The following is a 24,738-nucleotide window of genomic DNA, read 5'->3' as shown; positions in this document are numbered from 1 at the left end:
CCGGCCCCCGCTCGGGGACCGGCCTCTCGTCGTCGATCCCGTCAGACCGTGGAGCCGGCCGGCGGTGCGGTCGCCGGGGCGGCCGCCATCGGCGCGACCCGGGCGACCGTGCCCAGCTTGCGCAGCGCCCACCCGACGAGCACGAACGTGACGCCGACGCCGAACACGAGCAGCGCGACGCCGAACGCCACGACGGACGTGAACAGCGAGGCCCGCAGGAACGACGCCGTCATGACGGTCTGCCGCGCCGGGTCCTCCCGGTCGAGCTCGGCGTACGTCTGGCCGTCGGTCTCGGCCAGCGCGTGCGTGTTGATGATGTCGGCCTGGACCCAGGCCTCCCAGGGGGTGTCGACGAGCTCCCCCTGGAACGCCGTCGCGTCGTCCGACACCGTGATCTTCTCGGCGGCGAGGTTGCTCGCCACCGCTCCCCACGTGACCCCTCCGGCGACGATGAACACGACACCGAGGATGAGGACGATGAGGCCGAGGACGCGCGCCGTTCCCGACCGCTCCCCCACAGCAGTACTCGACATTTCCCAGTCCCTTCTGCACCACCGACAGAACGGGCCCGGACACCCGGGCCCGACAGGCCGAGCTCACGAGACAGCAACCGTGCGCGTCGAGCGTATCCCCAGGTCGTGGCGGGGGCAGGAGGAGGCGGGCGACACGCCCTCGGCGGTGCGACGTCCGGCGGCCCGCGGGGCGATGCCGCGGACGGCGGCCGGGCGGTCCGACGCCGGTGCGCCGGACCGCCGGCTGCCTGCCCGTCAGGCGGGGACGGGGACGGCTCGGGCGTCGTCGGCCGCGCCGGGCGCCGGGGCGTCCGGGGACGCGGGCGTGGCGAGGGAGCGCAGGGACGCCCCCGCGAGCAGGAAGCCGGTGCCGACGCCGACGACGAGCAGCGCCACGCCGAACGCGGTGACCGACGTCATGAGCGACGCGCGCAGGAACGCGGCGGTCTGGACCATGGGGCGGGCGGGGTCCTCACGGTCGAGCTCGGCGTAGGTGCGCCCGTCGGACTCGGCGAGCGCGTGCCCCTGGATCGCCTCGGCCTGCGCCCAGGCCTCCCAGGGCGTGTCGACGAGCTGGCCGGCGAACGCGGCGGCGTCGTCGGAGACGTGGATCTCCTCCTCGGCGAGGCTGGCGGCGATGCCGAACCAGGTCGCGATGCCGGACACGAGGAGCAGCGCCCCCAGCGCGAGGACGAGGGTGCCGAGGAGCCGGGCGGGCCGGCGGCGTGCACGTGCGGACATGGTGGTCCCCCTGTTCGGGTCTGCTTGCGGACAGGTCGTGACGGGGCGGCTCCGGCTGAGACGCGCCGCGGGTCGCCGACGCTACCCACAGTCATGTCCGCGATGCCCGTAGTTGTCCAGCATGTGACTGCGTTTGCATGAATCGAAACGCTTAGGCCGCCGCTGGGCCGCCGAGAGCAGACGGCGAGGTCAGCGCAGCGCGCGGGCGCGCTCATACTCGGCGAGCGCCGCCCCGAGCACGTCGTCCCACCCGAACGCGGGCCGGACCGTGCGGTTGTGCTCCCGGATCCCGGCGAGCAGGCGGCCGTCCTTCGCGAGGTGCACGACGGCCTCGGTCATCTCGGCGTCGTCCGTCACCAGCAGCCCGTCGACGCCGTCGGTGACGAACTCCGCGATGCCCGTCCCGCGACGGGCGACGATCGCCAGCCCTGCGGTGCGGGCCTCGAGCGCGGCGATCCCGAACGCCTCGAGCTCCGCGGGCGCGAGGAACACGTCCGCGTGCGCGTAGGCGGCCCGGACCTGCGGGCGCGGCAGGCGTCCGCGCAGGTCGACCACGTCATCGAGGCCCTGCGCGGAGACAGCGGAGCGGACCCGGCCCAGCGCGGGCCCCGAGCCGATGAGCGACAGGTGCAGGCGCCCCCGCGGGAGCCGGCGCGCGGCCGCGCCCACGAGCTCGACCAGAGGCACGGCCCGCTTCCGCGGGGCGAGCCGCATGGTCGAGACGAGCCGGACCGGCGCGTCGTCGTCGTGCACCACGGCAGGGTCGTCGTCGCACGGGGCCCACGCGTCGAGGTCGAGGCCGTTCGGGACGACCGCGACCGGGGCGTCGAACACGTCCCGCACGCGCGCCGCCGCCGCGCTGCTCACCGCGGACAGGGCGACGGGGGCGTCGGCCCACCGCGTCCGCCGGACGGCACCCCGGAGGGCCGGGACGGTGCCGTCGAGCATGCAGTGCCACGTGACCGCCGTCGGCAGGCCCGCGTCGAGCGCGAGCCGTGCGCCGTCGAACGCGAACGGCGACAGCACGCCCGCGTGCACGTGCACCACGTCGGGCCGCAGGTCCCCGAACGCCGCGCGGAGCAGGCGCGGACCGGCCGCCGGGTTGACGGGCAGGTCGAACGGCAGCCGCGCGCCCAGACGGTGGACGTGCACCCCGCCCTCGACGTCGACGATGCCCCCGCGCTCCCCCGCCGTGCCGAGCGTCGCCGTCAGCACGTGGACCTCGTGCCCACGGTCGGCCTGCCGCGCGGCGAGGTCACCGACCTGCGACTCGATGCCGCCGGTGCGCGGCGCGAAGCAGTCGGAGACGTGGACGATCCGCACGGGCGCCCCCGTCAGGCGCGCGCGTCGATCGCCGCGACGGCCTCGCGGTGCACGCGCCGCTCGAGCACGAACGACATGACGGGCACGACGCCCGCGGCCGCGAGCGTGAGCAGGCGGCCGAGCCGCCAGCGCATCGTCGACCACAGGTCGAAGCACGTGACGAGGTAGACCACGTACACCCACCCGTGCACCATCGCGATGATGCGCGCGGCCTCGGACCGCGGGTCCCCCTCGACGGTGAACCCGGGCACCTTCAGGACGTACTTGAGCAGCATCTCCACGCACAGGAGCAGCAGCATCGTGCCCGTGATCCAGGCGAGCACCCGGTACCGCTGCGCCGCCCCGCGGGCCTTGCGGACCCAGGGGTCGGTCGTCGTCGCCGTGCTGTCGCTCACGAGCGCTGGCCCTTCCGTCGTCCCACCGGTCACTCCCACTCGATCGTGCCCGGCGGCTTGCTCGTCACGTCGAGGACGACCCGGTTGACCTCGGGCACCTCGTTCGTGATGCGCGTCGAGATCGTCGCGAGGACGTCGTAGGGCAGGCGCGTCCAGTCGGCCGTCATGGCGTCCTCGGACGACACGGGCCGCAGCACGACGGGGTGGCCGTAGGTGCGGCCGTCGCCCTGCACGCCGACCGAGCGGACGTCCGCGAGCAGCACGACGGGGCACTGCCAGATCTCGCGGTCCAGGCCGGCCCTCGTGAGCTCCTCGCGCGCGATCGCGTCGGCGGCACGCAGGACGTCGAGACGCTCCGCGGTGACCTCGCCGATGATCCGGATGCCGAGGCCCGGGCCGGGGAACGGCTGGCGCCAGACGATCGCCTCGGGCACGCCCAGCTCGAGGCCGACCGCGCGCACCTCGTCCTTGAACAGCGTCCGCAGGGGCTCGACGAGCTCGAACTGCAGGTCGTCCGGCAGCCCGCCGACGTTGTGGTGCGACTTGATGTTCGCCGCCCCCTCGCCGCCGCCGGACTCCACGACGTCGGGGTAGAGCGTGCCCTGGACGAGGAACTTCACAGCCTCGCCGTGCGCGCCCGCGTCCTCGACGACCTCGCGCGCCGCGTCCTCGAACACGCGGATGAACTCGCGGCCGATGATCTTGCGCTTGGTCTCGGGGTCGGTGTGGCCCGCGAGCGCGTGCAGGAACCGCTCGCGCGCGTCGACGACCTTGAGCTGCACGCCGGTCGCGTCGACGAAGTCCTTCTCGACCTGCTCGGCCTCGCCGGACCGCAGCAGCCCGTGGTCGACGAACACGCAGGTCAGCTGGTCGCCGACGGCCCTCTGCACGAGCGCCGCCGCGACGGACGAGTCCACGCCGCCGGACAGCCCGCAGATGACGCGCGCGTCGCCGACCTGCGTACGGATCCGCTCGACCTGCTCGGCGATGACGTTGCCGGGGTTCCAGTCGGGCGCGAGGCCCGCACCCTCGTAGAGGAAGTTCTCGAGCGCCTTCTGGCCGAGCGGCGAGTGCTTGACCTCGGGGTGCCACTGCACGCCGAAGAGGCGCCGCTCGCGGTCCTCGAACGCGGCGACGGGGCTGCCGGCGCTCGTCGCGAGGACGTCGAACCCCTCGGGCGCGGCGTGCACGGCGTCGCCGTGGCTCATCCAGACCGTCTGCTGCTCGGGGCTGCCCGCGAGCACGGTGCCGGCGTCGGTGACCTCGACGGCGGTGCCGCCGTACTCGCGCTGGCCCGTCTGCGCGACCGTCCCGCCGAGGGCCTGCGCCATCGCCTGGAAGCCGTAGCAGATGCCGAGCACGGGCACACCGGCCTCGAACAGCGACGGGTCGACGAACGGGGCGCCCGCCGCGTACACGGACGACGGGCCGCCGGACAGGATGATCGCCGCCGGGTCCTTCGCGAGCAGGTCCGCCACGGAGGCCGTGTGGGGCACGATCTCGGAGTAGACGTTGGCCTCGCGCACGCGCCGCGCGATGAGCTGCGCGTACTGGGCGCCGAAGTCGACGACGAGGACCGGGCGGTGGGACGGTGGCTCAGGCGTCTGGGTCACGCCCTCAGGGTAGTCGTCGCGACGGGGTCCTCGGCCCGCTCGTCCACGGGCCCGGCGCACGGGGGGACGCGCGGGGGACGAGGTCGCGGGCGCGCGGGCGAGGGCGCCGATAAGCGTTCGAGCGGTGTCGGTACCCGGTCGTAGCGTTGACGCTCGTGCGCTCACTCCCCCTCGACGACCCCGGCACCCCGCCGCTGACCGGACCGCTCACCTACCTGTGGTGGCTCGCCCGTCGGCAGTGGGGCATCCTCACGGTCGCGCTGCTGCTGGGGATCGTGCTGTTCGCCTGCCAGGCACTCCTGCCCTACCTCACCGGTCGCGCCATCGACGGCGGCCTCGAGCACGGCTTCGGCCCGGACCTGTGGCGCGCCGCCGGGTCGCTCGCCGCCCTCGGCGTCGTCAGCGCCGCCGCGGGCGCCGTCGGCCACCGGTACGACGTCCAGAACTGGCTGCGCGCCGCCTTCACGTCCTCGCAGCTCGTCGGCCGCACGGTCGCGCGCTCGGGCCACACGATCACCGCGGAGCTGCCCACCGGCGAGGTCGTGTCCGCGGTCGCCAACGACGCGCTGCGCGTCGGCGAGGTCTACGCGGTCGCGGCGCGGTTCGTCGGCAGCCTCGTCGCCTACGGCGTCGCCGCGGTCCTCATGCTGCGCGTCTCCGTCCCGCTCGGCCTCGTCGTGCTGCTGGGCCTGCCGACCGTGGCCGCGGCGCTCGGCCTGCTCGTCAAGCCGCTGCAGAAGCGCCAGGTCGCGCAGCGCGAGGCGTCGGGCCGCCTGACGACGCTCGGGGCCGACACCGTGTCCGGGCTGCGGATCCTGCGCGGCATCGGCGGCGAGGGCGTGTTCAACGCGCGCTACCGCGAGCAGTCCCAGCGCGTGCGCCACCGCGGCGAGGAGGTCGCGGTCACGCAGTCGTGGCTCGACGCCCTGCAGGTGCTGCTGCCCGGCCTGTTCGTCGCGGTGCTCATCTGGCTCGGCGCGCACATGGCCCTCGACGGCACCATCACGCCGGGTCAGCTCGTCTCGACCTACGGGTACGCGGCGTTCCTCGCGTGGCCGGTGCAGAACGCGACGATGTTCCTGCAGTCGGCGACGCGCGCGCACGTCGGCGCGGGCAAGGTCGTCAAGGTGCTCCAGGTGGTGCCCGCGACGGGTGCGCGCCCGGGCACGGCCGAGGCCCCGCCCGCGGGCTCACCGCTGGTCGACGAGACGAGCGGCGTCGTGCTCGAGCACGGCCGCGTCGTCGCGCTCGTGAGCGCCGACCCGGACGAGTCCGCACGCATCGCGACCCGCATGGGCCGGTTCGACGACGAGGCCGAGAAGGACACACCCGTGCGCCTGGGCGGCGTGCTGCTCGCCGACCTCCCCAAGGAGGACGTCCGGCGGCGGGTCGTCGTGGCCGAGGCGACGCCGCACCTGTTCTCGGGCGCGCTCGGCGAGGAGCTCGACGTGCACGGCTCGGGCGACGAGCAGCGGCTGCTCGAGGCCATCGCCCTGGCCGACGCGCACGACGTCCTCGACTCCGTGCCGGACGGCCTGGCCGGCGAGCTGCCCGAGAAGGGGCGGTCGCTGTCCGGCGGTCAGCGCCAGCGCGTCGCGCTCGCGCGTGCGCTGCTCCTGGACCCGGAGATCCTCGTGCTGGTCGAGCCGACCAGCGCCGTCGACGCGCACACCGAGGCACGCATCGCGTCGCGGCTGGCCGACCACCGGCGCGGGCGCACGACGCTCGTCGTGACCGCGTCGCCGCTCGTGCTCGACCACGTCGACGAGGTGCAGCTCGTCGAGGACGGCCGGCTGATCGCGCGCGGCACGCACGCCGAGCTGCTCGACGGCGCCGCCGGCCCGGCCGTGGCCGCCGCCTACCGGCGGGTCGTCGGCCGCCAGATGGACGAGGGCGACACGCCCCCGGACGGCGTCCCCGTCTCCGACGGGCTCGCCGACGAGATCTCGCACGCAGGAGGACGACCGTGAAGCTCCCCATCGCCGACTCGGCGGCGGTGCGCGCGTACACCGCCCGCCTGTTCCGGACGCACCGCTCGGACCTGGGCCGGATCGCGACGCTGCACACGCTCGCCGCGGTCGCCGGTCTCACCGGCCCCCTGGTGCTCGGTCGGCTCGTCGACGCCGTGACCGGGGGCACGACCGCGACGTACGTCGACACGCTCGTCGTCGTCGGCGTCGTCGCGGTGCTCACGCAGACGGTGCTCATCCGGTTCGCGCAGCGCACCTCGATGGTGTTCGGCGAGAAGGTGTTCGCCGAGCTGCGCGAGGAGTTCATCTCCACGGTCACGTCGCTGCCGCTGTCGACCGTCGAGCGCGCCGGCACGGGCGACCTGGTGGCACGCACGACGAACGACGTCAACCGGCTGCAGCACGCGGTCCGGTTCGGCGTGCCGCGCGTGATCGTCGCGGTCGTGACGATCACGCTCACGGTCGTGGCCAGCGTCCTGCTGTCGCCGCTCGTCGCCGTCGCGATGTTCGTCGGCGTCCCCGGGATGCTCGCGATCGTCCGGTGGTACCTCAAGCGCGCGACGCCCGCCTACCAGCGCGAGTCGGCGTCGTACGCCGCGCTCAACGGCACCATCACCGAGTCCGTCGAGGGGGCCCGGACGGTCGACGCCCTGCGGCTCGGCCCTCGCCGGCAGGCCCGGGTCGACGCCGACCTGCGCGAGGCGTTCGCCGCCGAGAAGGTCACGCTCGACCTGCGCACCGTGCTGTTCCCCGGCATCGACCTCGCGTTCGTGCTCGCACCCGCCGCGGTCCTGCTGTGGGGCGGCTACCTGGCGTCGCAGGGCTACGCGACGCTCGGCGCCGTCACGACGATCGTGATGTTCACCTACCAGGTCAGCGGCCCGGTGTGGGAGCTCATCTTCTGGGTCGACGAGATCCAGGTCGCCGCGACGTCGCTCGCGCGCATCGTCGGCGTGCAGCTCGTCGAGACGGACCGCACGGCCGGCGACGTGGAGCCCGTCGACGAGGACCTGAGCGCCCGCGGCCTGCGGTACGCGTACCGCGAGGGCCACGACGTGCTGCACGGCATCGACCTCGACCTGCGCTCCGGGGAGCGGCTCGCGGTCGTCGGCCCCTCGGGCGCGGGCAAGTCGACGCTCGGTCGGATGCTCGCGGGCATCCACCCGCCCACGGGCGGGTCGGTGACCGTGGGCGGCGTGCCGCTCGTCGAGCTGCCCCTGGAGGACCTGCGCGGCCACGTCGCGCTCGTCACGCAGGAGCACCACGTGTTCGTCGGGGAGCTCGCCGACAACCTGCGCCTCGCGCAGGAGGACGCGACCGACGCGGACCTGGAGCGTGCGCTGCGGGCCGTCGACGCGTGGGAGTGGGTCGCGGCGCTGCCCGACGGCCTGCGCACCGAGGTCGGCTCCGGCGGCACGCCGCTCACGCCGGCCCAGGCCCAGCAGGTGGCGCTCGCCCGCCTCGTGCTGCTCGACCCGCACACGCTCGTGCTGGACGAGGCGACGTCGCTGCTCGACCCGCGCGCCGCGCGGCACCTGGAGCGGTCGCTGTCGGCCGTCCTCGAGGGGCGCACGGTGGTCGCGATCGCGCACCGCCTGCACACCGCGCACGACGCGGACCGCGTGGCCGTCGTCGACGGCGGGCGGATCACCGAGATCGGGCCGCACGACGAGCTCGTCGCGGCGGGGGGCGACTACGCCGCCCTGTGGCACTCCTGGCAGCACGAGTGACATGACCGCGCCGATCGCCCTGCGAGGGGGTGTCGTCCTCCCGGACGACACCCTCTCGTGGCGCTTCTCGCGGTCGAGCGGGCCCGGGGGGCAGGGGGTCAACACCGCCGACTCGCGCGTCGAGCTCTCGGTCGACGTCTCGGCGGTGCTCTGGACCGTCCCCGAGCAGGAGGTGCGCGTCCGCGAGCGCCTCGCGCACCGTCTGCGCGGCGACGTGCTGACCGTCGCCGCGTCCGAGCACCGCTCGCAGCTCCGCAACCGCGAGGCGGCGCTCGCACGGGTCGTCGCGGCTCTCGACGAGGCGCTCGCTCCCCCGGGTCCGCCCCGACGCGCCACCCGGCCCAGCCGGGCCTCGCGCGAGCGCCGGGCCGCGGGCGAGCGTCAGCGCCGCGCCGTCAAGGAGCTCCGCCGGCGACCCCCGCTCGGCGGCTGACCCGGTCCGCGCGGCCGTCCCTCCCGGCGCCGCCTCCTCGCGCGGGTGCGACGACCTCGGTGCAACCCGGCACCTGCGAGCCGTGGCGCGTCGACCACGTCCGGCGGTCCGGTCGGCCACGCCCACGGCGGCCCGGGACGCCCCGCTCAGCCGCCGGCGCGCACCAGCCCCGTCTCGTACGCGACGACCACGGCCTGGACCCGGTCCCGCACGCGCAGCTTCGCCAGGATGCGCCCGACGTGCGTCTTCACCGTGGCCTCGGACAGGAACAGCCGGTCGGCGATCTCGCCGTTGGACAGGCCCTCGGCGACCTCACGGAGCACCTCGACCTCGCGAGGCGTCAGGCCCGCCAGACGCGGGTGCGGGGCGTCCCGGCCCCGGTCGGCGCCCGCGGCAGGCAGGTGCTCGGCGAACAGCTCCAGCATGCGGCGTGTGACCCGCGCCGAGACCACGGCCTCGCCGCCGGCCACGGTCCGCACCGCGGCGGCGAGGTCCGCGGGCGCCGCGTCCTTCAGCAGGAACCCGCTGGCACCGGCGCGCAGCGCCGCGAACGCGTACTCGTCGAGGTCGAAGGTCGTGAGCACGAGCACGCGCGTGGCCGGGTGCGTCTCGACGATCCGCGCGGTCGCGTCGATGCCGTTGACACCGGGCATGCGGACATCCATGAGCACGACGTCGGGGCGCAGGGCGGCGACCTGCTCGATCGCCGACTGACCGTCCTGCGCCTCGCCGACGACCTCGAGGTCGTCCGTGCTGTCGATGAGCAGCCGGAAGCCCATCCGGATCAGCGCCTGGTCGTCGACCAGCAGCACGCGGATCATGCCTCTCCCTGCGTCGTCGGGTCACTGCCGGGACCAGGTGCGGCGCTCACGCCGCGGGTCGCGCCGGCGCCCGCCCCGGGCAGCACCGCGCGCACGCGCCAGCCGTCGCCGTGCGGACCCGCCTCGAGGGTGCCACCGAACGCGTCGACGCGTCCCGCCATGCCGGTGATCCCACGCCCCGGGCTCCTCGACGCACCGGCCGCGCCGGTCACGGCGGGCACGACGGCGTCGGGTCCGGCTCCCCGGTCTGCGACGACGACCTCGAGCGCGTCGGCGGCCCGTCGCACCACGACGTCGACCGCCGCGGTGCCGGGCGCGTGCCGCAGCGTGTTCGTCAGCGACTCCTGCACCACCCGGTACACGGTGAGCTGGGCCGTGGGGTCCAGGCCGTCGAGCCCCGCTACCACCAGGCCGGACGTGCGCACGGGCAGGCCCGCGGTGCGGAAGCGGTCGACGAGGCGGTCGAGGTCCTCCACCCCCGGCTGCGGGGCCGTCAGCACGTCACCGCCCGAGGCGTCGCCGTCCGCGACGTGCGGAGCACCCGGGGCGGGCGTGTGCAGCACCCCGAGGATCCGGCGCACGTCCTCCAGCGCACCACGCCCGGTGTCGACGAGCTCCTCGAGCGCGTGCCGTGCGTGCTCGGGCGACCGGTCGAGCGCGGCCGCCGCACCGCCGCCGAGCGCGACCATCACGGTGATGGAGTGCGCGATGACGTCGTGCATCTCCCGCGCGACGCGGGCGCGCTCGTCCGCCTGCGTGAAGCGCGCACGCTGCTCCTGCTCGGCGGCGCGCGCCGCGGCGGCCTCCTCGAGAGCGGCGGTCCGCAGCCGCGTGGTGCGCACGAGCGTGCCGAACGCGACGCCGAACAGGGCCAGCACCACGACGGGCAGCGCGGTCACGATCCACCACGGCGGCACGACGTCGCCGAGCTGCCCGGGCAGCCGGAACCACCCGACGGCGTCCAGCTCGCCGGGGACGCCCCCGGCCGCGAGCGACCCGACCAGCGTCACGAGCGGCGCTGCCCGCGCGACGACGAGGACCGGGACGACCACGGCCGCGGTCAGGAGCCACGCCGTACGCGGTGGGCACGCGGCAGCCACCGTGAACAGCGCGGCGCCGATCGCCAGCTCGTACCCGTTGGTCGCACCGGCGAGCAGCAGGGAGCCGGCGGCCAGGACGGCGACGGTCCCGGCCACCAGCAGGGGACGCCTGTGCCGCGCGAGCAGCACCGCCGCCCCGACGAGCGTGAGCACCACCGACGCGGACGCCATCGCGTCCGTCCGCTGCTGCCCGACGTGCCGGCTCAGCAGGAACATCGACTCGGCGCCCACGGCGAACGCCACGCCCCACGCGACGAAGACGACCACGAGGGTCGCCGTCCCGAGCACCCGCAGCCACGGCCCGGCGGTCGTGCCCGCCGGGCCGCGCAGGTGGGGTGCCGCGTCCGTCACCCGGGCATCCTCCCAGCCCACCCGCTCACGCGTCCCGGCGGCGCAGCAGGACGGCGGCGACGACGACCGAGGTCACGGCCCACGCGACGAGCACGCCGAACCCCTCCCACGGCCCGAGCGTGACGCTCTGCGACCCCGACGTCACCGAGCCCATGGTGTCGGAGGTGACGAGCCGGGAGCCCGCGGCGGACGGCAGGAGCGCGGCCAGCTGCTGCAGCGGCTCCCACGGGATGCGCGCGAACGCGGGCTCGACGACGAACACGAGCCCCATGACGGTCGCGATGCCTGCCGCGGAGCTCCGCAGGGTGGCGCCGATCCCGAACGCCAGGGCGGCCATCGCCACCAGGTAGAGGGGTACGCCCAGCATGAGCCGCAGGTGCTCGGGGTCCGCGAGGTCGACGGTCATGCCCGCCCGGGCGAACGAGGGGGCGGCGCCGGCCCACCCCGCGGCGGCGCCCGCGAGCCCGGCGACCAGCACGGCCCCGAGGACGACCACGAGCTTCGCGACGAGGGCCGGGACGCGCGCGGGGGCCGCGGCGAGGGTCGAGCGGATCTGGCCGGTGCGGTACTCGGCGGTGACCGCGACGACGGCGAGACCGCTCAGCGCGAGCTGGGCGACCAGCAGCCCGGACGTCGCGTACACCGGTCCGACGAGCGCGCCGTCGGGGACGTCCTGCGCGATCGAGGCGATGCTGGAGGCCCGCAGCCAGCCGAGCGCCGCGAAGGCCGCGACCGCGAGGATCAGGGTCCACCACGTCGAGCGCAGGGACCGGAGCTTGACCCACTCCGCGGCGACGAGCCGCCCGAAGGTCACGGGCTGCACGGCGACCCGCGGGCGGATGCGGGTGGCGGACGGGGTGGCGGACGGGGCTGCGGCGGTCATCGGGTGGCTCCTGACACGTGACGGGTGGGGACGTCGGCGGTCGCGCGGTACTCCACCGCGTCGCCGGTGAGCTCCAGGTACGCGTCCTCCAGGGACGCCTGGACGGGCGCGAGCTCGTGCAGCACGATCCCGGCGCCCGCGGCGAGGGCTGCGACCTGCGGGGCGGTCGCGCCGGCGACGTCGAGGACGTCGGGGCCGGTGGACGTCAGCTCGACGCCCGGCGCCGCCGCGAGCAGTGCCGCGAGCCGACGCACGTCGGGCGTCCGGACGCGCACGGCGGGCGGGCCGGCGAGCGCCACGACGTCGGCGACGGGCGCGTCGGCGACGACCCGCCCGCGTCCGATGACGACGAGGTGGTCCGCCGTGAGCGCCATCTCCGACATGAGGTGCGACGACAGGAACACGGTGCGCCCCTCGGCGGCGAACCCGCGCAGCAGGTGCCGCACCCACAGGACCCCCTCGGGGTCGAGACCGTTGACGGGCTCGTCGAGGACGAGCGTCTCCGGGTCGCCGAGCAGGGCCGCGGCGATCCCGAGCCGCTGGCTCATGCCGAGCGAGAACCCCCCGGCGCGCCGGCGTGCCACCGGGCCCAGGCCCGCGATCTCGATGACCTCGTCGACGCGCCGGTGCCCGAGGCCGTGCGAGAGGGCGAGCGCGAGCAGGTGGTCCCGGGCGGTCCGGCCGCCGTGCACCGCCTTCGCGTCGAGCAGCGCACCGACCTCGCCGAGGGGTGCGCGGTGCTGCGCGTACGCCCGGCCGTTGACGGTGACCCGGCCCGAGCTCGGGCGGTCGAGCCCCAGCATCATGCGCATCGTCGTGGACTTGCCGGCGCCGTTCGGCCCCAGGAACCCCGTCACCTTGCCGGGCTGGACCGTGAAGGTGACGTCGTCGACGGCGGTCCGGTCGCCGTACCGCTTCGTCAGTCGTGTGGCCTCGATCATGCGTCCTCCTGCGTTCGGATGAGACTCGAACGTACGGACGCGCCCGGTGCCGCCGGGACGCCCGTGAGGACCATCCGTGCCGGTCGTGCGCGTACGCCGCGAGGACGACCTCGTACGACCTGGGACGGCGCCCGGCGCCCGGATGCGCGCGACCGGCGCCGGCCCGCCCGGCCGTCACCGCCCGGACGTGGGACGGTCAGGAGCCGCCGGACCCCGACGGCTCGGGCGCTGCCTGGACCGTGGGCGCGGGCATCTCGGGGCGGCCGCCGGCGGCCTCGTCGCGGACCAGGCGCCACCACAGCAGGACGGCGAAGCCGCCGAAGATCCACCACTGCGCGGCGTAGGCGAGGTTCTGGACGTTGAGGCCCGCACCGGGCGAGCGCGGCGGGTCGAGCAGCGCGACGTCCGGCGACTGCGCGGGGTCGGACGACGCGACGACGAGGTAGCCCGTCCAGATCGGGCCGCCCCACACGTTGAGCAGCTCGGGCGAGGAGATCGCGTCGGTCCGGCCGTCGCGCACGCCGCTGCCCGCGGACTCGGACACCTGGAGGTAGCCGAGGAGGTCCACCTCACCGGAGGGCGGCTCGTCGGCGTCCGCCGGCGCGGCCACCCAGCCGCGCACGACCGGGAGCACGGCGTCCTCGCCGTCGGCGGCACCGGGCACCCGCAGGGGCGTGAGGACGAGGAGACCGGTCGTGCCGTCGTGCGCGCGCCCGGGGACGAGCAGCTGGCCGTCGGCGTCGTACGTGCCGGTCACGGACACCTTGCGGCCCACCAGGTCCCCGTGGAAGGAGGTCTGCGGGGCGAGCACGTCGGCGAGCGGGACGGGGTCGGCCGCGACGAGCTCGGCGACGTGCCGCTCCTCGGCCCGCGCGCCGCGGACCTCGGCCCGGTCGAGCTGCCACGCGCCGAGCCGCGCGCACACCGCCGCGGCCCCGAGGAGCAGCAGGAGCAGCAGCACCATGCGCGGCCGGCGGGCGGCCCGCCACAGCGTCGTCGGCGCCTGCGGGTGGGTCACGCCGCCACGGTAACGCGCGCGTGGCGCACGTCTCTCACCCGCCCGGAGCACACGGGGGCGACGGCCGGGTGACGGGCACCTCGACGACCGCTGACCTGCGCGTGGACACCCGTCGACCGCCCCGACGAGACGAACGTCACCACGGGCGTCCGGCGGTGGATTGCGGTTGTATGGCGGGTGGGCGTGCCACTGTTCACCGACGTTAGGTCGGAAGTCCCGGACCGGGGTGCGATCCCAGGGAACGCTGGCTGCGGGGGCACGGCGAACAACATGCCGGACGACGATGGGGAGCGACCAATGAGCACTGCGACGTCGGCCGAGACCACCTGGCGCAGGGGGTCCGGCGACACCGTCACCGCGGAGACGCTGGAGAGGATCGACCAGTGGTGGCGGGCAGCCAACTACCTGTCCGTCGGGCAGATCTACCTGCTCGACAACCCGCTGCTGCGGGAGCCGCTGACGCGTGACCACGTCAAGCCGCGCCTGCTCGGCCACTGGGGGACGACGCCGGGACTGACCTTCCTGTACGCGCACCTGAACCGCGTCATCGCGGAGCGCGCGCAGTCGACGCTCTACGTCACGGGCCCGGGCCACGGCGGTCCGGGCCTCGTCGCGGGTGCGTACCTCGACGGCACGTACTCGCACGTGTACACGGACATCACGGAGGACGAGGAGGGCATCAAGCGGCTCTTCCGCCAGTTCTCCTTCCCGGGCGGGATCCCGAGCCACGTGGCCCCGGAGACGCCGGGCTCGATCCACGAGGGCGGCGAGCTCGGCTACGCGCTGTCCCACGCGTACGGTGCGGCGTTCGACAACCCGGACCTGCTGGTCGCGGCGGTCGTCGGCGACGGCGAGGCGGAGACGGGCCCGCTGGCGACGAGCTGGCACTCGAACAAGTTCGTCAACCCGGTCAAGGACGGCGTCGTCCTGCCGATCCTGCACCTCAACGGGTACAAGATCGCCAACCCGACGGTGCTCGCGCGCATCAGCGACGACGAGCTCGAGGCGCTCATGGTCGGCTACGGCCACAAGCCGCACGTGTTCGTCGCGGGCTTCGACGACGAGCCGGCCGAGCAGGTCCACCGCCGCTTCGCGGAGCTGCTCGACGAGGTGCTCGACGAGATCGCGGACATCAAGGCGCAGGCGCGCGACGGCAAGGACGACCGGCCGCAGTGGCCGATGATCGTCTTCCGCACCCCCAAGGGCTGGACCGGCCCGGCGTACATCGACGGCAAGAAGACGACGGGCTCGTGGCGCGCCCACCAGGTGCCGCTCGCGAGCGCGCGGGACACGGCGGAGCACCTCGACGTGCTGCGCGAGTGGCTCGAGTCGTACCGCGCCGACGAGCTCTTCGACGAGCAGGGGCGCCTGCGCGAGGAGATCCGCGCGCTGAACCCGCCCGAGGGCCTGCGGATGAGCGACAACCCGCACGCCAACGGCGGCCTGCTGCTCAAGGACCTGCGCCTGCCGGACTTCCGCGAGTACGCGGTGGACGTGCCGACGCCGGGCGGGTCGATCAGCGAGGCGCCGCGCGTGCTCGGCCAGTGGCTCACGGACGTCATCCGGCAGAACCCGGACAACTTCCGGATCTTCGGCCCCGACGAGACCGCGTCGAACCGTCTGCAGGCGGTGTTCGAGACCACGGACAAGCAGTGGAACGCGGACTTCCTCGGCGAGGAGGTCGACGACAACCTGTCGCGCGCGGGCCGCGTGCTGGAGATGCTCTCGGAGCACCAGTGCCAGGGCTGGCTGGAGGGCTACCTGCTCACCGGCCGCCACGGGCTGTTCAACTGCTACGAGGCGTTCATCCACATCATCGACTCGATGTTCAACCAGCACGCCAAGTGGCTGAAGGTCACGAACCACATCCCGTGGCGCCGGCCCATCGCGTCGCTCAACTACCTGCTGTCGAGCCACGTCTGGCGGCAGGACCACAACGGCTTCAGCCACCAGGACCCCGGCTTCATCGACCACGTGGTCAACAAGAAGGCCGAGGTCGTCCGGGTGTACCTGCCGCCGGACGCGAACACGCTGCTCTCGACGTACGACCACTGCCTGCGCAGCCGGCAGTACGTCAACGTCGTGGTGTCCGGCAAGCAGCCCGCGCCGAACTTCCTCACGATGGACGAGGCCGTCGCGCACTGCTCGCGCGGCCTGGGCATCTGGGAGTGGGCCGGCACGGAGGTCGCGGGCGAGAAGCCCGACGTCGTCCTGGCCGCTGCGGGCGACGTGCCGACGCTCGAGGTCCTGGCGGCGGCGGACATCCTGCGTCGTGAGCTGCCGGACCTCAAGGTCCGCGTCATCAACGTCGTCGACCTCATGCGCCTGCAGGACGAGCGGGAGCACCCGCACGGCCTGTCCGACGCGCAGTTCGACGGCCTGTTCACCGCGGACCGCCCGGTCGTCTTCGCGTACCACGGCTACCCGTGGCTCATCCACCGCCTCACGTACCGCCGCAACGGGCACGCGAACATCCACGTGCGCGGGTACAAGGAGGAGGGCACGACGACGACGCCGTTCGACATGGTCATGCTCAACGACCTCGACCGGTACCACCTGGTCATCGACGTCATCGACCGCGTGCCGAACCTGGGCACCGCGTACGCGGGCCTGCGCCAGCGCATGGTCGACAAGCGCATCGAGGCCCGCGAGTGGACCCGCGAGCACGGCGACGACCTGCCCGAGGTGCGCGACTGGGTCTGGCCCGACGCGGGCGAGACCGGCACGGAGCAGGGTGGCCCGCAGCAGTCGGCGACCCTCGCGACGGGCGGTGACAACGAGTAGCACCCGTCGGGGCCCCTGACGGGGCCTCACCGGACCTGGGACGGGTCGCGCCGACGCCACCGCGAACCGCCGCGACCCGTCCCGCCGGTCCATGCACGACACGCAGGAGCACCGAGCACCACCCCCGCACCCGGGGTCCAGCACCAGGAGACGCCCACCGTGGCTCGCAGCATCTACCTCACCTCCCCCGAGGGGGACTCCGGCAAGTCCGTCGTGGCCCTGGGCCTCGTCGACCTGCTCTCGCGCACCGTGCAGCGGGTGGGGGTGTTCCGGCCGGTGGCCCGCTCCACCAAGACGCGTGACTACGTCCTCGAGCTGCTGCTCGCGCACGACGGCGTCGACCTGACGTACGAGGAGTGCGTCGGCGTCACGTACGAGCAGATGCTGGCGGACCCCGACCAGGCGCTCGGGCAGATCGTGCAGCGCTACCACGAGGTCGCGCGCCGGTGCGACGCGGTCGTGGTGGTCGGCACGGACTACACGGACGTCGCGGGCCCGACCGAGCTCGCGTACAACGGCCGGATCGCCGCGAACCTCGGCGCGCCCGTGGTGCTCGTCGTCAACGGCAGCGGCCGCACGCCCGAGGCGATCCACCAGGTCGTCGACATCGTCGTCGCGGCCATGCAGGACGAGCACGCGCAGGTCGTCGCCGTGACCGTGAACCGCTGCGGCCCAGCCGCGGTGGACGCCGTGAAGGCGGAGGTCGAGCAGGGCACGGGGCTGCCGACGTGGGCCCTGCCGGAGAGCTCGCTGCTCACCGCACCGACGGTCCGCCAGCTCATGGAGTCCGTCGGCGGGCACCTGCTGGCGGGCGACGAGGAGCTGCTGTCGCGCGAGGTGCTCGACGTGCTCGTGGGTGCGATGTCGGTCGAGCACCTGCTGGACCGGATCGCCGACGGCGCCGTCGTCATCACGCCGGGCGACCGCTCGGACGTGCTGCTGGGTCTGCTCATCGCGCACCAGGCGGAGGGCTTCCCGTCCCTCGCGGGCATCATCCTCAACGGCGGGTTCGAGCCGTCGCCGGTCGTGCAGCGCCTCATCGACGGCCTCGGCACGCGGCTGCCGATCATCGAGACGTCGCTGGGCTCGTTCCGCTCGGCCAGCGCGGCGGCCGCGACCCGCGGGCACCTGAGCGCCGACTCGCAGATCAAGCTCGACACCGCGCTCGCGCTGTTCGAGGAGCACGTCGACGGGACCGCGCTGCTGGGCGCGCTCGACGTCGCGCGCCCCGAGGTCGTGACGCCGCTCATGTTCGAGTACGAGCTGCTGGACCGGGCCCGCGCCGACCGCAAGCACATCGTCCTGCCCGAGGGCAACGACGACCGCATCCTGCGCGCGGCGTCGACGCTGCTGCGCCGCGGCGTCGCGCGCCTGACGATCCTCGGCGAGCCGGCCGCGATCCGCAGCCGCGCCACGGAGCTGGGCCTCGACCTGGCCGACGCGGACCTGATCGACCCGCACGACCCCGAGCTGCTCGAGCGGTTCGCGGCGGAGTACACCCAGATCCGCGCGCACAAGGGCATGACGCCCGAGCGGGCCCGCGAGATCGTCCCGTCCGTCTCGTACTTCGGCACGATGATGGTGCACCTCGGCCTCGCGGACGGCATGGTCTCGGGCGCCGCCCACACCACCGCGCACACCATCAAGCCGTCGTTCGAGATCATCAAGACGGCCCCCGGCACGAACAACGTGTCGAGCTGCTTCCTCATGTGCCTCGAGGACCGCGTGCTCGTGTACGCCGACTGCGCGGTCATCCCCGACCCGACGGCCGAGCAGCTCGCGGACATCGCGATCTCGTCGGCGGCGACCGCGGTGCAGTTCGGGATCGAGCCGCGCATCGCGATGCTGTCGTACTCGACGGGCGCGTCGGGCACGGGCGCCGACGTCGACAAGGTGCGGGCCGCGACCGCGCTCGTGCGCGAGCGTCGCCCCGACCTGTCGGTCGAGGGCCCGATCCAGTACGACGCCGCGGTCGACGCGTCCGTCGCCCAGACGAAGCTGCCCGACTCGGCCGTGGCCGGCCGCGCGACGGTGTTCGTCTTCCCCGACCTCAACACCGGCAACAACACCTACAAGGCGGTCCAGCGGTCCGCCGGCGCGGTGGCGGTCGGCCCGGTGCTGCAGGGGCTCAACAAGCCGGTGAACGACCTGTCGCGCGGTGCCCTCGTGCAGGACATCGTCAACACGGTCGCGATCACGGCGATCCAGGCGCAGGCGCAGGACGCACCGGCAGGCGCACCCACGACCACGACGGAGGCGGTCGCCCGATGACCAGCACGCAGCACACCACCACGCGAGGCACGGTCCTCGTCGTCAACTCCGGCTCGTCGTCGATCAAGTACCAGCTGGTCGACCCGGTCGGGGGCGAGGCGATCGCGTCGGGCCTGGTCGAGCGGATCGGCGAGGACGTCGGCACGATCAAGCACACGTACGCGGGCAGCACGACGCAGCGCGACGAGCCGATCGCCGACCACGGCGCGGGCCTGCGTCTCGTCCTCGGCCTGTTCGACGAGATCGGACCGGAGCTGGCGTCGGCGCACATCGTCGCCGTGGGCCACCGGGTCGTGCACGGCGGGTCGGACTTCGCGGGTCCCGCGCTCGTGGACGACGACGTCGTGCGGCGCATCGACGCGCTGTCGCCGCTCGCGCCGCTGCACAACCCGCCGAACCTCACGGGCATCCAGGTCGCGCGCGAGCTGCTGCCGGACGTGCCGCACGTCGTCGTGTTCGACACCGCGTTCTTCCACACGCTGCCCGACGCAGCTGCGACGTACGCGATCGACCAGGGCGTCGCGACGGCCTACGGGGTGCGGCGCTACGGCTTCCACGGCACGTCGCACCAGTTCGTGTCCGGCGAGGTCGCGCGGTTCCTCGGCCGACGCGTCGAGGACCTCAACCAGATCGTCCTGCACCTCGGCAACGGCGCGTCGGCGTCGGCCGTGCGCGGCGGCGTGGCGGTCGAGACGTCGATGGGCCTGACCCCGCTCGAGGGGCTCGTCATGGGCACGCGGTCGGGCGACCTGGACCCCGCGGTCCTCATCCACCTGCAGCGCAACGCCGGCATGTCGGTCGACGAGATCGACGACCTGCTGAACCGCCGCTCGGGCCTCAAGGGCCTCGCGGGCGAGAACGACTTCCGCGAGATCCACCGCCTCGTCGAGGAGGGCGACGCGAGCGCGCGCCGCGCCCTGGACGTGTACATCCACCGGCTGCGCAAGTACGTCGGCGCGTACCTGGCGGTCCTGGGCCGCGTGGACGTCATCACGTTCACGGCGGGTGTCGGCGAGAACGACGACATCGTGCGCGCCCTCGCGCTGGCGGGCCTGGAGCCGCTCGGCATCGCGGTCGACGCGGAGCGCAACGCGGGCCGTAAGAAGCAGCCGGTCGTCATCTCCCCCGACTGGACGCCGACGAAGGTGCTCGTCCTGCCCACGAACGAGGAGCTCGCCATCGCGCGCCAGGCGGTCGCGACCATCGAGGCCGCCGGCCTGGAGGGCACGAGCGAGGAGACGGACCCGGCCCCTGCCGCCGCGGGCCACGCCTGACGCCTCCCGCCCCGCAGCAGCCCGACGCCCCCGACCGCACGCGCGGCCGGGGGCGTCGGTGCGTCCGGCTCAGGGCAGGCGGGCGGCCTTCATGGCGCGCAGCACCTGCCCGTACACGCGCGGCCACGTCTCGGTCCCGAGGTCGAACAGCCGGTGCAGGCCCAGCCCGGAGTGCACCCCGTGCTGCACGGCGACCGTCTGCACGCGCGTCGTCTCCCACAGCCCCTCACGCCCGTGCCGGTGCCCGTGCCCCGACGCGCCGATCCCGCCCTGCGGTGCACCGAGGGAACCCCACGCGGCGACGTACCCCTCGTTGACGTTGACGGTGCCGGCCCGCACGCGCCGGGCGAGTGCCGCACCGCGGCGCGTGTCGGCCGTCCAGATGCTCGCGTTGAGGCCGAGGTCGCTGTCGTTCATCGCGGCGACGGCCTCGTCGTCCGACGCGACCGGGTAGAGCGCGACGACGGGACCGAACGTCTCCTCGCGGTGCAGGCGCGCCTCGGGCGGCACGTCCGCGAGGATCGTCGGCTCGTAGAAGTACGGCCCGAGGTCGCTGCGGTGCACGGCCCCGGCCAGGACGGTCGCGCCGTGCCCGATCGCGTCCTCGACGTGCTCGACGACGGTGGCCAGCTGCGCGGCGGACGTGAGCGACCCGACGTCCGACCGGTAGTCGAGGCCGGCGCCGAGGCGCAGCGCGCGCGTGCGGCGTGCGAACGCCTCCGCGAACGCGTCGAACACCTCTCCGCGCACGTACACGCGCTCGACGCTCACGCACACCTGCCCCGCCCCGACGAAGCACGCGCGCACGGCCCCCTCGGCGGCGACCTCGACGTCGACGTCCTCCGCGACGTACATGGGGTTCTTGCCGCCGAGCTCGAGCGTCGCGGGCACGAGCCGCTCCCCCGCGGCCGCGGCGACGACGCGCCCGGTCGCGGTCGACCCGGTGAAGCTCACGTGGTCGACGTGCTCGACGACCGCGGCGCCCACGGTCGGGCCGTCGCCGACGACGACCTGCAGCAGGCCCTCGGGCAGCCCGGCCTCCTCGAGCAGCTCGGCCGCCCACAGCGCGGTGAGCGCGGTCTGCGGGTCGGGGCGCAGCACGACGCCGTTCCCCGCGACGAGGGCGGGCAGCACGTCGCCGAGCGTGAGCGTGAGCGGGAAGTTCCAGGGCGCGACGATGCCGACGACGCCCACGGGGTGCCGCAGCACGCGGGTGGTCGTGAGCCCCGGGATGAGGCCGGGCACGGTCCGCGGGCGCAGGTAGCGACCGGCCCGCACGGCGTAGTGCCGGGCGACCATCGCGATGTCGCAGACCTCCTCGAACGCGGACGCGCGGGACTTGCCGGACTCGAGCTGGATGAGGTCGAGCACGTCGCTCTGCCGCTCGAGCACCAGGTCGTGCAGCCGCGACAGCACCGCGGTGCGGCGACGCAGCGGGGCCGCGGCCCACAGCCGGTGCGCGGCTCGCGCGGCCCGGGCGGCACGCGCCACGTCGTCGGGCGTGGACAGCGGGACGGCCGCGATGGGGCCGCCCGTGAACGGGGCGTGCGCGGTGTGGGTCGCCGCGCCCGGCTGCGCGACGACGCGCGCGAGCAGGGTGCGGACGTCGTCGGGCTCGAGGACGTAGGTCGCGAGCGGGTCGGTCTCCGGGTCGTGCAGCTCGGTTCCGTCGTGCGCCATGCGCGTCAGGGTACGCGCGGCACCACCGGGACGGGCCGTGAGGGCGGCGGTGCGGCGCGGTCCGCGTCGTGGGCGAGCGCGACGAGCCGCTCGGCGGTCGCGGCCACGAGCGCGTCCGGCCCGACCGGCTCGTCGGCCGCGATGCCGAGGTAGGCGGCCCGGGCGCGGCGCAGGACGGCGGCGGAGTCGGCGGGCAGGTCGTCGGCGACTGTGGCCGCGGCCTCGTCCTTCGGCACGATCCAGCCGGTGCGCACCGTGACGACGACGCGCGCGAGGGTGAGCAGCACGTTGCGCTCGTCGCCCCGCAGGTCGTCGAGCAGGGCGCCGACGCCGTCGAGCACCGCACGGCGCAGGTCCGCGCCCGGGACACGGTCGAGGACCGTCACGGCACCGGGCCCCACGACGGGGACGCCGTGCGCGCGCACGACCGTGAGCAGCACCGCGAGGTCCGCGTCGACGCCCCGCCGCGGCAGGTCCCCCGCCTCGCACCCCTCCCGCAGCCACTCGCCGTACAGCAGGTCGCACACGGGCGGGTACCGCCAGGGCAGGACGTCGTCGCGCACGACGACCGCGAGCTCGACCGGCCGGGCCGCCGCGTCGCGGCGCGGGTACCGGCCGGACACCTCCAGCAGGCCCGCGACGAGGGCGGCGCGGCGCGCGTCGTCGAGCGGCCGCGCGACGACCGCGAGCACGTCGACGTCGCTGTCGGGGCGCAGGCCGCCCGCGACCGCCGACCCGTGCAGCCACACCCCGACGAGGTCGTCCCCCACGACGCGGCGCAGCAGCCCGCCCACGTCGGTCGCCTCGCACGGCACGGGCGCGGCGTCCGCCCGCCACGCGCGCGGCCCGGGCGCGGGCCAGGTCCCGGCGCCCACGCTCAGACCCCGAGGGTGGCGCGGACCTCGGGCACGAGCAGGGCGACGACGGCGGCGCGGGCCGCCTCCGCCGAGGGTGCCGCGAGCGCGGCGGCGGCGATCGTCGCGCACTGCGCGCGCGTGTGGTGGCGCAGCGCGTACCGCACGGCGGGCACGGCGCCCGCGGACATCGACAGGCTCGTCACGCCGAGCCCCACCAGGACCAGCGCGAGGAGCGGGTCCGACGCGGACTCCCCGCACACGCCGACGGGCTTGTGCAGCTCCTGGCCGGCCCGGGCGGTCGCGTCGACGAGGTCGAGGACCGCGGGCTGCCACGGGTCGAGCAGGTCGGCGAGCTCGCCGCGCAGCCGGTCGGTGGCCATCGTGTACTGCGCGAGGTCGTTGGTGCCGAGCGACACGAAGTCGACCTCCGCGAGGATCTCCCGCGCCCGCAGCGCAGCGGCGGGGACCTCGACCATGACGCCGACCGTGGCGATGCCGTGCGCGCGGGCGCGGGCGGCGAAGTCGCGGGCCTCGGCCGCCGTGGACACCATCGGTGCCATGACCCAGGGAGGCGTGCCCGCCTCCGACTGCGCCGCACCGAGCGCCGCGAGCTGCACGTCGAGCAGCTCCGGGTCGCGCCGCACCAGCCGGTAGCCCCGCACGCCGAGCGCCGGGTTCTCCTCGTCGGGCTGGGTGGCGAACGCGAGCGGCTTGTCCGCGCCGGCGTCGAGCGTCCGCACGACGACCTTGCGCTCCCCCATCGCGGCCAGCGCCTGCGCGTACGCGCGCGCCTGCTCGTCGCGCGTCGGGGCGGTCGTGCGCTCGAGGAACAGCACCTCGGTGCGGAACAGGCCCACGCCCTCGACGGCGGTGCCGGCCACGCGCTCGGCGTCCTGCGGCGTCCCGATGTTCGCGAGCAGCTGGACGGCGTGCCCGTCGGCGGTGGCGCCCGGGGCCTCGTCGGCGGCGAGCGCGTCCTCGGCCTGCGCGCGCCGGGCCAGCTCGGCCCGCAGCGCGTCGTCCGGGTCCACCGTGACGGTGCCGGCGGCCGCGTCGACCGCGACCTCGGTGCCGTCCTGGAGGGTCGTCGCGAACGGGACCTGCACGAGGCACGGCAGGCCGAGCTGGCCCGCGATGATCGCGGTGTGGCCGGTGGGTCCGCCGAGCTCGGTCACGATCGCGAGGACGTTGTCGAGGTCGAGGGCCGCGGTGTCGGCCGGCGCGAGGTCCCGCGCGACCACCACGGACGGCCGGTCGAGGGCCGGCACGCCCGGGGCCGGCAGCCCCAGGGCTCGGGCGACGACCCGGTCGCGGACCGAGTGCAGGTCGGTGACCCGCTCGGCGAGGTAGCCGCCGGCCTGCTCGAACATGGTGGCGAACATCGCCACGACCCCGTCGACGGCGTGCACCACGTGGTCGCCCGCGGCGACGCGCGTGAGCACCTGGCTGCGCAGCGCCTTGTCGTCGGCCATCTGCGCGGTCGCGGCGAGGACGTCGCGCACCGTGCCGGTGGCGCGCGCGGACTGGGCCCGCAGGTCGTCGACGACGTGCGTGAACGCGTCGTCGACGACCTGCCGTGCGGTGGCCGGGTCGGCCGGGACCCCGTCGACGAGCAGCGGGGCGTCGTCCTGCACGAACGGCGCGGGCTGCACCTGCGCGACGGGCCCGACGACCCCGCGACGGCCGACGCCGACGCCGCGCAGCACGCGGTCGCCGGTCACGACGCCGACCCTCCCGACGCGCCCGTGGGGGCGTCCTGCGCGTCGAGGTCGGTCTCGAGCAGCGTGACGAGCTCGTCGAGCACGCGCTCGGCACCGTCCTCGGTGGTGAGCGTGACCTCCTCGCCGTGCGGGACGCCGAGCGACATGACGAACAGGATGCTGCTCGCGTCGACGGGCTCGCCGCCCGGCCGGGCGAGGGTCACCGGGACGCCGGTGGCGGCGACCGCGTTGGTGAAGATCATCGCCGGGCGGGCGTGCAGCCCCACGCGGGAGGCGACGACGGCGGTGCGCTGAGCCATGGGTTCTCTCCGTTTCCGATG

General features: G+C 74.9%; 20 protein-coding genes. 6 read left to right on the top strand and 14 right to left on the bottom strand.

From position 1 onward, the window contains the following. Nucleotides 1-41: 41 nt before the first annotated feature. The 5 genes from CELF_RS05540 to guaA form a co-directional block, all read right to left on the bottom strand. Complete coding sequence (locus CELF_RS05540) at nucleotides 42-533, bottom strand: hypothetical protein (protein WP_013770261.1); 492 nt, start codon at nucleotides 531-533, stop codon at nucleotides 42-44. Between the two features lie 234 nt (nucleotides 534-767). After that, nucleotides 768-1,253, bottom strand: coding sequence for a hypothetical protein (locus tag CELF_RS05535; protein ID WP_013770260.1), 486 nt, complete (start codon nucleotides 1,251-1,253; stop codon nucleotides 768-770). 189 nt (nucleotides 1,254-1,442) lie between these two features. Next, complete coding sequence (locus tag CELF_RS05530; RefSeq protein ID WP_013770259.1) at nucleotides 1,443-2,576, bottom strand: glycosyltransferase family 4 protein; 1,134 nt, start codon at nucleotides 2,574-2,576, stop codon at nucleotides 1,443-1,445. Between the two features lie 11 nt (nucleotides 2,577-2,587). Then, nucleotides 2,588-2,971, bottom strand: a complete 384-nt coding sequence (locus CELF_RS05525; RefSeq protein WP_013770258.1) for a DUF3817 domain-containing protein — start codon at nucleotides 2,969-2,971, stop codon at nucleotides 2,588-2,590. Nucleotides 2,972-3,000: 29 nt separating this feature from the next. After that, nucleotides 3,001-4,584 (bottom strand): glutamine-hydrolyzing GMP synthase, encoded by a 1,584-nt coding sequence (gene guaA / locus CELF_RS05520; protein WP_013770257.1) that lies wholly within the window; start codon nucleotides 4,582-4,584, stop codon nucleotides 3,001-3,003. Nucleotides 4,585-4,739: 155 nt separating this feature from the next. On the opposite strand from guaA, the gene CELF_RS05515 reads away from it, so the two are divergent. From CELF_RS05515 to arfB, 3 genes are read left to right on the top strand one after another with little or no spacing between them, the layout of a single operon-like run. Further along, nucleotides 4,740-6,554, top strand: a complete 1,815-nt coding sequence (locus tag CELF_RS05515) for an ABC transporter ATP-binding protein (RefSeq protein ID WP_013770256.1) — start codon at nucleotides 4,740-4,742, stop codon at nucleotides 6,552-6,554. Next, the gene (locus tag CELF_RS05510) at nucleotides 6,551-8,284 is read left to right on the top strand and encodes an ABC transporter ATP-binding protein (protein WP_013770255.1); all 1,734 of its coding nucleotides are present in this window, start codon (nucleotides 6,551-6,553) and stop codon (nucleotides 8,282-8,284) included. Before CELF_RS05515 ends, CELF_RS05510 begins: the two co-directional genes overlap by 4 nt. 1 nt (nucleotide 8,285) lies before the next feature. Then, a complete protein-coding gene (gene arfB / locus CELF_RS05505; protein ID WP_013770254.1) occupies nucleotides 8,286-8,717 on the top strand; it encodes an alternative ribosome rescue aminoacyl-tRNA hydrolase ArfB in 432 nt (143 codons plus the stop codon). Between the two features lie 146 nt (nucleotides 8,718-8,863). Here arfB and CELF_RS05500 read toward each other — a convergent pair whose 3' ends face one another. The 5 genes from CELF_RS05500 to CELF_RS05480 all read right to left on the bottom strand — a co-directional run bounded on the left by CELF_RS05500 (nucleotide 8,864) and on the right by CELF_RS05480 (nucleotide 13,831). Continuing rightward, nucleotides 8,864-9,538 (bottom strand): response regulator, encoded by a 675-nt coding sequence (locus CELF_RS05500; RefSeq protein ID WP_013770253.1) that lies wholly within the window; start codon nucleotides 9,536-9,538, stop codon nucleotides 8,864-8,866. Beyond that, a complete protein-coding gene (locus tag CELF_RS05495; protein ID WP_013770252.1) occupies nucleotides 9,535-10,989 on the bottom strand; it encodes a sensor histidine kinase in 1,455 nt (484 codons plus the stop codon). Before CELF_RS05495 ends, CELF_RS05500 begins: the two co-directional genes overlap by 4 nt. Before the next feature lie 25 nt (nucleotides 10,990-11,014). Beyond that, nucleotides 11,015-11,872: a putative ABC transporter transmembrane protein gene (locus tag CELF_RS05490; protein WP_013770251.1), complete on the bottom strand. Its 858-nt coding sequence runs from the start codon at nucleotides 11,870-11,872 to the stop codon at nucleotides 11,015-11,017. Next, nucleotides 11,869-12,813 carry an ABC transporter ATP-binding protein gene (locus tag CELF_RS05485; protein ID WP_013770250.1) on the bottom strand — a complete coding sequence of 315 codons (945 nt, stop codon included), beginning with the start codon at nucleotides 12,811-12,813 and terminating at the stop codon, nucleotides 11,869-11,871. The genes CELF_RS05490 and CELF_RS05485 overlap by 4 nt, the downstream gene beginning before the upstream one ends. A 196-nt stretch (nucleotides 12,814-13,009) precedes the next feature. Further along, nucleotides 13,010-13,831 carry an SURF1 family protein gene (locus CELF_RS05480; RefSeq protein ID WP_013770249.1) on the bottom strand — a complete coding sequence of 274 codons (822 nt, stop codon included), beginning with the start codon at nucleotides 13,829-13,831 and terminating at the stop codon, nucleotides 13,010-13,012. A gap of 297 nt (nucleotides 13,832-14,128) precedes the next feature. On the opposite strand from CELF_RS05480, the gene CELF_RS05475 reads away from it, so the two are divergent. From CELF_RS05475 to CELF_RS05465, 3 genes are all read left to right on the top strand, one after another. After that, nucleotides 14,129-16,615, top strand: coding sequence for a phosphoketolase family protein (locus CELF_RS05475; RefSeq protein WP_013770248.1), 2,487 nt, complete (start codon nucleotides 14,129-14,131; stop codon nucleotides 16,613-16,615). Between the two features lie 159 nt (nucleotides 16,616-16,774). Further along, nucleotides 16,775-18,886, top strand: coding sequence for a phosphate acetyltransferase (gene pta, locus CELF_RS05470; protein WP_013770247.1), 2,112 nt, complete (start codon nucleotides 16,775-16,777; stop codon nucleotides 18,884-18,886). Next, entirely contained in the window at nucleotides 18,883-20,160 is a 1,278-nt protein-coding gene (locus tag CELF_RS05465; protein ID WP_013770246.1) for an acetate kinase, read from the top strand. Before pta ends, CELF_RS05465 begins: the two co-directional genes overlap by 4 nt. Before the next feature lie 69 nt (nucleotides 20,161-20,229). Here the strand turns inward: CELF_RS05465 and CELF_RS05460 are convergent, their stop codons facing one another. From CELF_RS05460 to CELF_RS05445, 4 genes are read right to left on the bottom strand one after another with little or no spacing between them, the layout of a single operon-like run. After that, nucleotides 20,230-21,840, bottom strand: coding sequence for a succinic semialdehyde dehydrogenase (locus CELF_RS05460; RefSeq protein WP_013770245.1), 1,611 nt, complete (start codon nucleotides 21,838-21,840; stop codon nucleotides 20,230-20,232). A 5-nt stretch (nucleotides 21,841-21,845) separates the two neighbouring features. Next, nucleotides 21,846-22,715 (bottom strand): aminoglycoside adenylyltransferase family protein, encoded by an 870-nt coding sequence (locus CELF_RS05455; RefSeq protein ID WP_013770244.1) that lies wholly within the window; start codon nucleotides 22,713-22,715, stop codon nucleotides 21,846-21,848. Between the two features lie 2 nt (nucleotides 22,716-22,717). Beyond that, on the bottom strand, nucleotides 22,718-24,418 hold the full coding sequence (gene ptsP, locus CELF_RS05450) for a phosphoenolpyruvate--protein phosphotransferase (protein ID WP_013770243.1): 1,701 nt from the start codon (nucleotides 24,416-24,418) through the stop codon (nucleotides 22,718-22,720). Beyond that, entirely contained in the window at nucleotides 24,415-24,717 is a 303-nt protein-coding gene (locus CELF_RS05445) for an HPr family phosphocarrier protein (protein WP_013770242.1), read from the bottom strand. The genes ptsP and CELF_RS05445 overlap by 4 nt, the downstream gene beginning before the upstream one ends. Nucleotides 24,718-24,738: the final 21 nt, after the last annotated feature.

This window comes from Cellulomonas fimi ATCC 484, from assembly GCF_000212695.1.
GTDB classification, from domain to species: Bacteria; Actinomycetota; Actinomycetes; order Actinomycetales; family Cellulomonadaceae; genus Cellulomonas; species Cellulomonas fimi.
This window is presented reverse-complemented; position numbering and strand designations above follow the sequence as displayed.